The sequence below is a fragment of the Gelidibacter sp. genome (assembly GCF_035577925.1).
Classification (GTDB): Bacteria; Bacteroidota; Bacteroidia; order Flavobacteriales; family Flavobacteriaceae; genus Gelidibacter.
Genome location: NZ_DATJCY010000187.1, coordinates 1 through 11967, shown reverse-complemented (window position 1 = coordinate 11967; position 11967 = coordinate 1). Strand labels below are relative to the sequence as shown.

Here is an 11967-nt window from a genome sequence, read left to right as displayed (position 1 = left end):
TCAGATTTTATTGTAAAACCTTGGCAAAACGAACAATTGCTCAACACTTTAGCCGAGGCCTTAAAACAAAATAAAACTTCGGAAGCTTCTATTTCGACGAAAAGCATTTATCCTGAAAATCCCATTATTGGAACCTCAGCCATTATGGAGGATTTGCAATATAAGATCTCTAAAATTGCGCCCACCGATGCCAATATTTTGATTCTTGGCGAAAACGGAACCGGAAAAGACTTGATTGCCGATGCCATTCAACAACAATCCTTACGCAACACTAAAGCGTATGTTAAAGTCGATGTCGGCTCACTAACAGAAACCTTATTTGAAAGTGAATTGTTCGGTTATAAAAAAGGAGCTTTTACCGACGCACGTGAAGACCGAAAAGGCCGATTTGAAACCGCTGATAAAGGCACTTTATTTTTGGACGAAATAGGAAATATCAATTTGCAGCAACAAGCAAAATTACTGAGCGTATTACAAAATCGAGAAGTATTGCCCTTGGGATCTTCACAGCCTATACCCATTGATATTCGATTGCTTTCTGCAACCAATATTCCATTGACACAATTGGCAGATGAATCGCGATTTCGGAAAGATTTGGTATATCGATTAAATACCGTTGAAATTAAAGTGCCACCATTACGCGACAGGAAAGAGGATATCCCATTGTTGGCCAGACACTTTCTCAATCAATATCAACAGAAATACCATAAAGATTTACAAGGTTTTGATTCGGGAAGTCTTCAAAAACTCAAAAATTATCATTATCCTGGAAATGTTCGGGAATTACAATACAGTATTGAACGCGCCGTGATTATGGCTGAAGGTGAAACCATTAAGGAACATGATATTTTATTTTCACCGATTGAACAAAAATCCGAAACTACAACTTTTACTTTGGGTTCAAAAAATTTGGAAGCCATGGAACGTAAGGCTATTGCAGAAACATTGCATAAAAACCAGGGAAATATCAGCAAATCGGCCAACGAATTAGGATTAACGCGCGCAGCTTTATACAGACGCATTGAAAAATATGAATTATAAAATAGTATGGCATTCGCTATGTTTATTACTCACGGCGGTCGGGATTGCGTATTTCATCTTTACGGAAGATTATCTTTATTCGGGAATTATTTTTTTGGTGGCCTGCTATTTTTTAATTCAATTAATCAGGCAACAAAACTATCTTCAAAAACAATTTAAGGAATTTTCTGAAGCGGTAAGATATCGCGATTTTACAAGGCGTTATTCTACCAAAAACAAATCGGCATCCGAAAAAGAGTTGTTTACCTCATTCAACCTTATCAATTCGGTTTATAGAAAAATCAGCTCCGAAAAGGAAATTCAGCATCAATATTTATCAGAAATAATCAACATGTTGGATGCTGCCATTCTATTTTATCACGCCGATTCCGGGAAAGTAGAATTGATTAACGATGCTTTTAAAAATCTTTTTGAAACGCCACATTTAGGAAATATTTCAGGTTTGGAAAAAAGAAATCCCGATCTCTATGAAAAAACGCTAAAGCTAAAATTGGGCAGTCAACAACTGGAAACGGCATTTTCCAATAAAGGAAAAATCAAATTACTCATTCAACTATCGGAGTTTGAAACGGAAAACACCAGTTATCGTATTGTGGTGTACCAAAACATCAATAAAGCTGTGGATGAAACTGAAAATCAGGCGTGGCAAAAACTTCTACGTGTTTTGACGCACGAAATCATGAATTCAATTGCGCCCATCTCTTCGCTGGCCGAAACTCTTAATGAACGCCTTGAACATATTGAAAATACCGGACCGCTAAAGGACGTGAAAACCGGTATTTCCACGATTAAAAACCGAAGTGAAGGCTTGTTGCAATTTGCCAAAAGTTACCGACTCATCAATAAAGTAGACCAGCCTAATTTTAAGGAACTTTCTGTGGCGCAACTTTTTGAAAGTGTGTACCAGCTTTTAGAACCCAATCTGCTACAAAAAGGGATTGAGTTGGATATTATTCTGAAAAACATCCGTTTAAGAGTTATGGCCGATCAACATTTATTGGAGCAAATTTTAATCAATTTAATTCTTAATGCCATGGATGCTTTACAAAATACGGCGCAACCAAAAATAAAACTGATAGGCATTGAAAAAGAAGATGAAATACATATCCAAATATCAGATAACGGGATTGGCATGGAACCTGAACTTTTAGAACAGATTTTTACGCCATTTTTCACGACCAAAAAATCTGGAAACGGAATTGGCCTGACTTTAAGCAAACAGATTATGTTGGTTCATAATGGAAATATTTCTGTTGAAAGTATTCCAGAAAAAGGAACGATCATCCATCTAAAATTCCCTAATCACAACTTTTCAAGCATTTCTGTGAGATAAATATCTATTAATCTATATTTCTGAATGGTTCAAACAAAAAAAAACCGCTCTTTAGCGGTTTTTAAAAAAATCTATTGTGCGGTAAAATAAATTGCTCCAGGAATAAATCCGACGTCTGTTGAATTTTTTTCGAGATTTGTTGTCAAATCAAAACTGTGTAAAGTTCCGTTTGATGTATAATTTCCGGCATCGACACCATATAAAACACCGTTATTAACGGTCATATAATTAAAATTGACATCTTTAATTTTTGAAGTACCAGGTAATTTTGAACTTCCAACAGCCAATTCAAAAACCTCATTATTTAAATAATAATATACCGATTCGTCAAAAGCCAGATAAGAAGGATGTTGCCCTTCTTCAAACTCCAAAGTTGATGAAATGGTATTATTGACTGTATTAACAATGCTCAATTTCCCGGCCGTTTCATTTTCTTTCCAATCTGGAATTCCGCCAGATAAAACATATAATAAACCTTGTTTATCAAAAACCATGGAATTTGGCACATCCCCAACAGTGATTGTCGTTGTAATTTCATTAGAATTTGGATCAATTACCGAAACGATATTATTTTGATTATAACCTCCAGCATGCGCTACATAAATCGTATTTTCATTAGAAATAATTTGATCGGGACCTTCTTCAACAGCTATTTTAGCAGACACCGAATTGGTTTCTAAATTAATAACCGCCACAAAATCATCAGATGGATTTGAGCCATCTCCCCAATTTGTTACATATCCTTTGCCATTAGAAATGATCATGTATCTAGGATTATCCAAACCAGAGTCAATCGTTGCCACAGATTCAAAGGTATAACGGTTGACCACTTCAATTTTTTGAGAATAATTGACGACGATATAAGCGAAATCACCATAAAAAGCCATGCTTTGTGCCGTATCACCCAACGGTTTTTTATTCACATTTGAAAAGATAGTGTTCTCACTTACTGAAAAATCGTTCGATATAAAGGATACCGATCCGTTACCTTGTCCAAAATTACCTTGGTTAACTACAAAAATACCGTTTTCATAAGTTCCTTTTGGTTCTGGTTGCGTATTATCATCATCATCATTACTACAAGAAAATGATAAAACCATTAAAGATAATGCGATTGTTAAATGTTTTTTTAAGTTCATAATATTAAAATTTGAGAGTTAATTGTAATCGATAATTTCGGTTGGGCATAGGTCTAAATGCCATGTTTTCATAGTTTTTATTATAGAGATTATTGACATTAAACTGTAAAATTGTTTTCACTTTTTTTGAAAGTTGATGCTGATAAGACAATCCCAAATTGGCCATATTATAACCGTCCAATTGCCCACCAATGATGTCAACTTCGCCATTAATTAAATGTTGATACACAACTTCCAAAGCTTTAAAACTGTATCCGAAATTCAAATTAGCTTTATGTAATGGCACATAAATAAGCTGTTTTTTATTGGCAATATCTTCAGAAACCGTATAAGAATACGTGGGATTTAAATTAAAATGGTGATTATCGATTTGATATTTAAAGAAAACCTCTAATTCGGCACCATAGCTTTTGACATTGGCAATATTTTGTGGTCGCGACAATCCGATGTTATCAGGAATCCATTGGATCATGTCCGAAGTTTTGATATAATAACCGTTCAATTTTACATCCATATATTTTGATGAAAATTCTTGGCCTAAATCCATTTGGTATGAAGATTCAGAAAGCAGATCCAAATTTCCGCCAGGATTCCAATACAAATCATTAAACGTTGGTACTCTAAAGTTTTTTGAACCATTTAAACGCACGAGATAATGTGCATTAAAACGGTAAGCAGCATCGGCTGAAAACACAAACGGACTTTTAAAATCGGACGTGAAATCTTTTCTAAAATTCAATCCATAAACCAAATTATCAGAAAGTTGGTGTTTCCATAAAGCGGTTGCCGAAAACGCATCGCGAGCAGGATTTCCAAAACTTTCGCCGACGCCTTTAAATTTTGAAAACTCCAAGATGGTTTGTAAATCAATAGCATCTGTCAGTTTTAAATTCAGATTATGATTGGCTATAAAACTGTTAATACGCCCAAAAGAATAAAAATCAGAATCCTTATTTTCAAAATATTTAAATGCTTCATGCAACTGAACAACCTTTAATTTTGAAGTATAATTTTCATGAAAATAAATCCACTCCACCATCGATCTATGGTTAACATCTTCGTATCGGCTCTTTGAAGGCGCAACCAAGGTTCCTGAAAAATTACGATTTCCAATAAAACTTTGATGGTACAACTTGAGCACATGTTTTTCATTGAGCAAATACCCAGCGTTGAGATTGAAACTCAAATTATCATATTCACCGTTGGAATTATGCTTATTGGTACCCAAATATTTATAGTCATTATCAGAATCTACATAAGCAATCCCGGCATTTAACGACCATTTATCTGCACCTGCCGAAATTGAATAATTGCCATTTTTAGTATCAAAACTGCCATAACCTATTCGCAATTCTTGATCAATATGTTTATTGAATGTCAACTCATTACTTAAATGCACACTGCCACCAATCGCGCCACTTCCGTATTGAACACTACCACCGCCACTTCTTATTTCGACAGAATTATAATTGGAATTATTGATGGTATTAAAATCAATCTGGCCATTAAGTTGCGAATTGATATTGATCCCATTCCAAACCACCGCGGTTTGCGATGCATTTGTACCACGAAACGATGGCGATGACACCATGCCATAACCGTTTTCCCTAAAGTAGATATTGGAATTAAATCGGAGTAAATCGGTCAATGACCACGGACTTTTTTGAATAACGGAATCGGATAAAACCGTGATTTTATAACCTGAAGAAAAGCGTTTTAACTTCACATCACTCAAAACAATCTCATCCATATTTTGAATGGAATCCAACTGCGCATAAGCCTGATTAAAGCTCGCACCAATTAAAACAATAGTAATATAAAGTAGTTTTTTCATAATCTAAAAGACTCTTTACCCGAAAGTCGCTTTTGATGATGAAATTGGCAGGTCTCCTGACTTGCGTCCTCATGTTGGTCTTCCCGTGACATTAATTGCACAGTGACTTGAAGGGTAACATGAAGCGTGATAGCTTACAGTTGCGGGAACAGTCCTGGATTTTAACCAGATTCCCTTTTAATTGACATAGATTATTATATCAAACCAAATTCGGTGCAAAAATAAACATTTCAAATGGATAAAACATCATGACTTAAAAAGGTTTTACTGATTCAACTTTAAGAATGTCCAACCGCCATTCCATTAAATAATATTACTTTTGACAAGAAAAAATCATGATTTTGAAACAACTATCAATTTTACTCTTGTTTTTTATTCTCGTTAATTGCAAGGAAAACAACGGAGTACAAAACGAATCAGATGCAGAAACCATTGAAAAAACAGCGCTTTCTTATGCTGATGGTTTTTCTATTGAAAATCATCAAGGTTACAAAGTTTTAGAAATTAAAAGCCCTTGGCCTAAATCGGAAAAAACATATCGTTATGCTTTAATCAACAAAGAAAGCAATTCAAAAATCAACTTAAATCCTTCTGATTTTGAAGCTATTATTAATACACCAATCCAAAAAATAGTAGTCACTTCCACAACGCATATCCCAGCATTGGATTTATTGAATGTTGAAAAAACTCTGATCGGTTTTCCAGATACTGATTTTATTTCCTCAGAAAAAACAAGAGTTCTAATTGATAAAGGATTAATAAAAAATCTAGGCAAAAATGAAAGTATCAATACCGAAGTGTTATTGGAATTGCGACCTGAATTGGTAATTGGTTTTGGAATTGATGGTAATAACAAAACGTTTGATAATATCCAAAAAGCAGGAATTCCAGTAATTTTTAATGGCGATTGGATTGAAAAATCACCTTTGGCAAAAGCGGAATGGATTAAGGTTTTTGGAGTCCTTTACAATAAAGAAAAAGAATCCGATAGTATTTTCAAAACTATTGAAAACGATTATTTAGAAGCTCAAAAAATTGCTGAGAAAGCTACAAAACGACCAACGGTTTTGAGTGGCGCGATGCACAAGGATATTTGGTATTTGCCAAGTGGCACCAGCTCTGAAGCTATTCTTTTAAAAGATGCTAATGCTGATTATCTATGGAGCGAAACCACAGATAAAGGCAGTCTTTCGCTTAATTTTGAGACTGTTTTTGATAAAGCTCAAGACGCTGATATTTGGATCAGTCCGTCGTATTATGTCAGTTTGGAAGCTATTGAAAAAGCAAACGCACATTATACCAAGTTTAAAGCGTTCAAAACTAAAAATATTTACTCTTTTGCCGATACAAAAGGCAAAACCGGTGGCGTGATTTATTTTGAAATGGGCATGGCACGACCGGATTTGGTGTTAAAAGATTTAATTAAAATTACGCATCCAGAATTACTCGAAAACTATGAACCTTATTTTTTTAAACGCTTAGAATAAACTAATTGAAGTTAGATCTAATAGGTTTTAAAAACCAGTTAGGTCTTGTATGCATGGAAAACAAATACACATATCCGTTTTTGATCTTAGCAGTACTGTTGATCCTGTTTTTTTTCGTGAACATTAGTTTGGGTTCTGTTTCTATTCCAACCAAGGAAATTTTTAAGAGTTTGGTGGGTAATATCGATAATGAATCTTGGCAATACATTATTCATAATTACCGATTGCCAAAAGCCTTTACCGCCATTTTAGTGGGTTCGGGATTGGGCATTTCAGGATTGTTAATGCAAACCTTATTTAGAAATCCATTGGCAGGACCTTTTGTTCTCGGCATCAGCTCTGGAGCAAGTTTGGGTGTGGCTTTGGTTATTTTGGGTTCAGGCTTTTTTGGTGGGATTTTTGCCTCATTTTTAATTTCTAAATGGAGCGTGATAATTGCCGCTAGTTTAGGTAGTTTTTTAGTTTTATTGGCCGTCATGATTGTTTCCTCAAGAGTGCGCGACACCATGGCGCTATTAATTATTGGATTGATGTTTGGAAGTATCACGTCGGCTGCGGTCAGCGTCCTCTCCTATTTCAGTTCTGCCGAACAATTACAACAGTATATTTTCTGGGGTTTTGGAAGTTTGGGCAATTTATCATGGCAGGAGCTTTTAATTTTATTGATCATTTATCTTATCGGAATTTTGATGGCCATGGTTTCAATAAAAGCATTGAACACCTTGTTATTAGGAGAAAACTATGCTAAAAGTTTAGGAATCAATTTAAAGAAAAGCCGATTTATCATCATCATTGCCACCAGCCTGCTGGCCGGAACGATTACGGCATTTGCGGGGCCTATCGCTTTTATAGGTTTGGCCATTCCGCACATGACGCGACAACTATTTCATACTTCAAACCATAAAATCCTATTGCCGGCCGTGTTTTTATTTGGCGCTATTGTGATGTTAATTTGTGATAGTATTGCCCAATTCCCAACTAGCGACTATACCTTACCTATCAATGCCATAACATCGTTAGTTGGCGCGCCAGTAGTGATTTGGCTGTTGGTGAATAAACGTAAAATGTTGTTTTAATAATAGTTCTGATCAGTGAAAGACTTCCAAAATATCGTCCTCAAAACCCAAGATCTTTTTATTGGCTACACTTCCAAAAAGAAAGAAAATGTGATAGCTGGCCCGATCAATATTGTTTTGGAAAAAGGACAATTAATAGGTTTGGTAGGCACCAACGGCATTGGGAAATCGACCTTATTACGCACTTTAACAAGCGTCCAAAAAGCTCTAAAAGGTGAGATTTTTATCAACTCAAAAGCGTTGGTAACATACAATCCTAGTGACTTGGCCAAACAACTGAGTCTTGTACTCACTGAACCCGTAGCTTCAAAAAACCTGTCCGTTTTTGAATTGGTGGCCTTAGGTCGTCAACCTTATACCAACTGGATTGGAAATTTATCAAAAGAAGATATTGACATTACTAATAACGCATTGCAACAAACCAATATTGAAGCCTTAAAATCTAAAAAATGCTTTGAATTGAGCGATGGACAACTCCAAAAAGTAATGATTGCACGTGCTTTAGCACAAGAAACCGATTTGATTATTCTTGATGAACCCACATCGCATTTGGATATGTACCACAAAGCTTACATTTTAAAATTATTGCAGAAACTAGCCAAAGAAACGGGCAAAACCATTTTATTTTCTTCGCATGAAATTGACTTGGCCATTCAGTTATGTGATGCCATGATTGTAATGACAAAAGATGATGTGATCTCGGGCCAACCTTGTGATCTAATAGCCAACGATACTTTTAATCAACTTTTTCCGAATGATCTGATAGAATTTGACAAAAACACTGGATCGTTTAAGGTCAGGAAATAATGGGCAGATCATCAATATGGCTCAATAATTAGCTAAATCACAAGAAGTTTTATTACAATTTCTAATCGTCAGCTTCGTAATTCCATTACAAACTTCACGTTAAAAAATCTATCTTTGATGAAACCCATTTATCAAATGAACGATACTATTTTTCTTATAATCACCATTCTTGTTTCGGGCGGAATTGGCGTTTACATTGGCTTTACCATTGCTAAACTCAAGATCAAAGGCGAACAAAATACACTTGAAGAGCGCATTTTAAATCTTCAACAATTACTTGATGATTCAAAAAAAACATTTGAATTGGAAATACGAAAAATTGAAATTGACCGAGAAAATATCCGCAGGGAAAAAGATTTTCTAAATACTGAATTGACACGTAAAAACGCCGATTTCGATAATTTATCCATAAAAAACAAGGAACAAAAAGCCGAAGTTGAAAAACTTCAAGAAAAGTTCACCACAGAATTTGAAAATTTGGCCAATAAAATTCTTGAAGAAAAATCGACCAAATTCACCGTTCAAAATAAAGAAAACATTGATGCTATTTTAAAACCTTTACACGAAAAAATCCAACATTTTGAAAAGCGTGTGGAAGAAACCAATAAGGAAGACATTACGAGAAGTGCCGATTTGCGCCGACAGATTTTAGGTTTAAAAGAACTGAATGAGCAAATGAGCAAAGAAACTTCCAATCTTACCAAGGCTTTGAAAGGCGATACAAAAATGCAGGGCAATTGGGGCGAATTAGTATTGGAACGTGTTTTGGAACGCAGCGGACTTCAAAAAGATAGTGAATATTTTGTACAGCAGAATTTTACCACAGATGACGGTAAACGCGTTATGCCCGATGTGATTATCGCCTTACCTGAAGGAAAAAAAATGATTGTAGATTCTAAAGTCTCCTTAAATGCTTATGAACGTTATATTAATGAAACCGAGGAATCGGAACGCAATATTCATTTAAAAAACCATCTATTAGCAATTAAAAAGCGTGTGAATGAATTGGGCGAAAAAAACTATCATCAAATTTACACAACGGAAAGTCCAGATTTTGTATTGCTGTTCATCCCCATCGAATCGGCATTTGCCATTGCTTCTTTAGAATATCCATCCCTATATAATGATGCTTTTGAAAAAAATATTATCATCGTCACGCCCACTACGCTTCTTGCGGTTTTAAAAACCATTGATAGTATGTGGCAAAATGAAAAACAAAAAGAAAATGCGATTGAAATAGCCCTCCAAGCAGGGCGATTATATGACTCGTTTGTGAATTTGACCGACGAATTGATCAAAGTTGGCAACCAAATAGGAACAGTTCAGAAATCTTACGAAAGTGCCATGACCAAATTAACAGGACGCGGAAATTTGATAACACGCGTAGAAAAGCTGAAAACTCTTGGCGCAAAAGCCAGCAAACAACAAAACGAAAAACTTTTAAATCGTGCCAATAATGATGAATAACTTACATAACGACTCGAATTATAAAAAAGTAGAAGCTTCAAAAATCTTATTTTCTGAATTGATGCTGCCATCAAACTCCAACTTTAACGGAAAAATTCATGGTGGTTATATTCTTAATTTAATGGATCAGATTGCATTTGCATGTGCTTCCAAACACTCTAAAACCTATTGTGTTACGGCATCTGTAGATACCGTCGATTTTTTAAATCCCATTGAAATTGGCGAATTGGTGACCATGAAAGCGTCCATCAATTATGTGGGCAATACCTCCATGGTAGTGGGTATTAGAGTAGAATCCGAAAACATTACAACGGGTGTTATAAAACATTGTAATTCCTCATATTTCACGATGGTAGCCAAGGACAACAACGGAAAATCAGTTGAAGTACCTGGTTTGATATTGGGTAGCAAAAATGAAATCAGGCGTTTTTTAAAGTGTATCAAACGCAATGAAGAAAAGGAATTGCGGCGAAGAGAGTTTGAGAAAAAAGAATTTTCACCAAATGATTATTTACATATTTTAGAAGCTTATAAGGTTAAAGTTGATCTTTTATAATTTGCATATCTCACAATTACACGATATATTTGAATATCACTTAAAATGATGATAATTATATTTATCAATTAAAAAGACGATAATATTCATTATCACACAAATAAGTGATAATTAATAAGAATTTTATTATGACCAGTATTTTAACAGGAGACATCATCAAATCACGATCCATCAAAACCCCTGAGTTATGGCTATCTACTTTAAAAGACGCATTGACAAAATGTTCTGGACAAAGCGCGCTATGGGAAATATATAGAGGTGACAGTTTTCAACTAGAAATACAAAATGCTGTTGAAAGTCTCAAAACGGCCATATATATAAAAGCTTGTATAAAAACCATCAAAGGTTTGGATATAAGGATTGCCATAGGTGTAGGTGAAAAAAATTTTAGCGGTAAAAGTATTCTGGAATCTAATGGGGAAGCTTTTCAATTTTCGGGTGAAACTTTAGAGCAATTGAAAAAAGAAAAAGTCAACCTGAAAATAAAAACGACAGACGACCAATTGAATAAAGAACTCAATTTATATTTTAGATTGGCTTTGACGATCATGGATAATTGGACAACCAATTCAGCAGAAATCGTAAAATTATACATGGAACAACCACAAGCACTTCAAGAAGAACTTGGCAAACAACTAGGTATCAATCAGAATGCAGTGAGCAGTAGGCAAAAACGCGCACAATTAGATTTGATATTACAATTGGAACAACTTTATCAGAAGAAAATAACACAACTTTTGGCATGATTTTCCTAAAACTTATACTCGCTCATCTCATTGGTGATTTTTTTCTTCAACCTACATCTTGGGTCAAAGATGAAAAGGAAAAGAAACTAAAATCTACAAAACTCTATGTTCACATTGCTATCCACATCGCACTATTATTTATATTGCTTTGGGATGTTTCAACATGGCCGATAATACTTTGCGTCGGAGTTTCTCATTATATTATTGACGCTGTTAAACTGATCGTTCAAACTAAAAAAACAAAACGCTTATTCTTTTTTTTAGATCAACTGCTGCATATTTTGGTCATTATTGGGGTTACAATATTTTTTACAAAACCTGATATTTCATTAGAAACTGTTTTTAATGAACGCACGCTCCTACTCATTACTTGCATCATTTTTTTGACCATTCCCGTATCCATCCTCATGAAAACCATCTTTTTAAAATGGAACATTTCAAAACTTATGGAAGGCAATGAATCCCTTAAAGATGCTGGTAT

11 protein-coding genes and 1 riboswitch are annotated in these 11967 nt (G+C 34.9%); of the genes, 9 read left to right on the top strand and 2 right to left on the bottom strand.

The annotated features are described in order from the left end of the window. Together VNJ50_RS06910 and VNJ50_RS06905 are read left to right on the top strand one after the other, a co-directional pair. Positions 1-1041: sigma-54 dependent transcriptional regulator (locus VNJ50_RS06910; protein ID WP_325580310.1), on the top strand; the 1041-nt coding region annotated here is incomplete at its 5' end. Beyond that, complete coding sequence (locus VNJ50_RS06905; protein ID WP_325580308.1) at positions 1031-2374, top strand: sensor histidine kinase; 1344 nt, start codon at positions 1031-1033, stop codon at positions 2372-2374. The genes VNJ50_RS06910 and VNJ50_RS06905, both read left to right, overlap by 11 nt. Before the next feature lie 71 nt (positions 2375-2445). Here the strand turns inward: VNJ50_RS06905 and VNJ50_RS06900 are convergent, their stop codons facing one another. Both VNJ50_RS06900 and VNJ50_RS06895 read right to left on the bottom strand, forming a co-directional pair. After that, a complete protein-coding gene (locus VNJ50_RS06900; protein WP_325580306.1) occupies positions 2446-3513 on the bottom strand; it encodes a YncE family protein in 1068 nt (355 codons plus the stop codon). 4 nt (positions 3514-3517) lie between these two features. Then, on the bottom strand, positions 3518-5347 hold the full coding sequence (locus tag VNJ50_RS06895) for a TonB-dependent receptor plug domain-containing protein (RefSeq protein WP_325580304.1): 1830 nt from the start codon (positions 5345-5347) through the stop codon (positions 3518-3520). A 29-nt stretch (positions 5348-5376) separates the two neighbouring features. Beyond that, positions 5377-5571: riboswitch (cobalamin riboswitch) on the bottom strand. 111 nt (positions 5572-5682) lie between these two features. Here VNJ50_RS06895 and VNJ50_RS06890 point away from each other — a divergent pair. The 7 genes from VNJ50_RS06890 to VNJ50_RS06860 form a co-directional block, all read left to right on the top strand. Continuing rightward, a complete protein-coding gene (locus VNJ50_RS06890; protein ID WP_325580302.1) occupies positions 5683-6834 on the top strand; it encodes an ABC transporter substrate-binding protein in 1152 nt (383 codons plus the stop codon). Between the two features lie 53 nt (positions 6835-6887). Then, a complete protein-coding gene (locus tag VNJ50_RS06885; RefSeq protein WP_325580315.1) occupies positions 6888-7910 on the top strand; it encodes an iron ABC transporter permease in 1023 nt (340 codons plus the stop codon). A 15-nt stretch (positions 7911-7925) separates the two neighbouring features. After that, complete coding sequence (locus VNJ50_RS06880) at positions 7926-8717, top strand: ABC transporter ATP-binding protein (protein ID WP_325580300.1); 792 nt, start codon at positions 7926-7928, stop codon at positions 8715-8717. A gap of 117 nt (positions 8718-8834) precedes the next feature. Further along, entirely contained in the window at positions 8835-10184 is a 1350-nt protein-coding gene (rmuC, locus tag VNJ50_RS06875) for a DNA recombination protein RmuC (protein WP_414652873.1), read from the top strand. Further along, a complete protein-coding gene (locus VNJ50_RS06870; protein ID WP_414652872.1) occupies positions 10174-10740 on the top strand; it encodes an acyl-CoA thioesterase in 567 nt (188 codons plus the stop codon). The genes rmuC and VNJ50_RS06870 overlap by 11 nt, the downstream gene beginning before the upstream one ends. 128 nt (positions 10741-10868) lie before the next feature. After that, positions 10869-11486, top strand: a complete 618-nt coding sequence (locus VNJ50_RS06865; protein WP_325580298.1) for a transcriptional regulator — start codon at positions 10869-10871, stop codon at positions 11484-11486. Then, positions 11483-11967, top strand: a 485-nt coding sequence (locus VNJ50_RS06860; RefSeq protein ID WP_325580297.1) for a DUF3307 domain-containing protein, incomplete at its 3' end; no start/stop codon positions are given. The genes VNJ50_RS06865 and VNJ50_RS06860, both read left to right, overlap by 4 nt.

Excerpts from the sequence above, each read along its gene's own strand:
- VNJ50_RS06905 (WP_325580308.1), top strand. The coding sequence starts at position 1,031 with ATGAATTATAAAATAGTATGGCATTCGCTATGTTTATTACTCACGGCG.
- VNJ50_RS06900 (WP_325580306.1), bottom strand. The coding sequence starts at position 3,513 with ATGAACTTAAAAAAACATTTAACAATCGCATTATCTTTAATGGTTTTA.
- VNJ50_RS06895 (WP_325580304.1), bottom strand. The coding sequence starts at position 5,347 with ATGAAAAAACTACTTTATATTACTATTGTTTTAATTGGTGCGAGCTTT.
- VNJ50_RS06890 (WP_325580302.1), top strand. The coding sequence starts at position 5,683 with ATGATTTTGAAACAACTATCAATTTTACTCTTGTTTTTTATTCTCGTT.
- VNJ50_RS06885 (WP_325580315.1), top strand. The coding sequence starts at position 6,888 with ATGGAAAACAAATACACATATCCGTTTTTGATCTTAGCAGTACTGTTG.
- rmuC (WP_414652873.1), top strand. The coding sequence starts at position 8,835 with ATGAAACCCATTTATCAAATGAACGATACTATTTTTCTTATAATCACC.
- VNJ50_RS06870 (WP_414652872.1), top strand. The coding sequence starts at position 10,174 with ATGATGAATAACTTACATAACGACTCGAATTATAAAAAAGTAGAAGCT.
- VNJ50_RS06865 (WP_325580298.1), top strand. The coding sequence starts at position 10,869 with ATGACCAGTATTTTAACAGGAGACATCATCAAATCACGATCCATCAAA.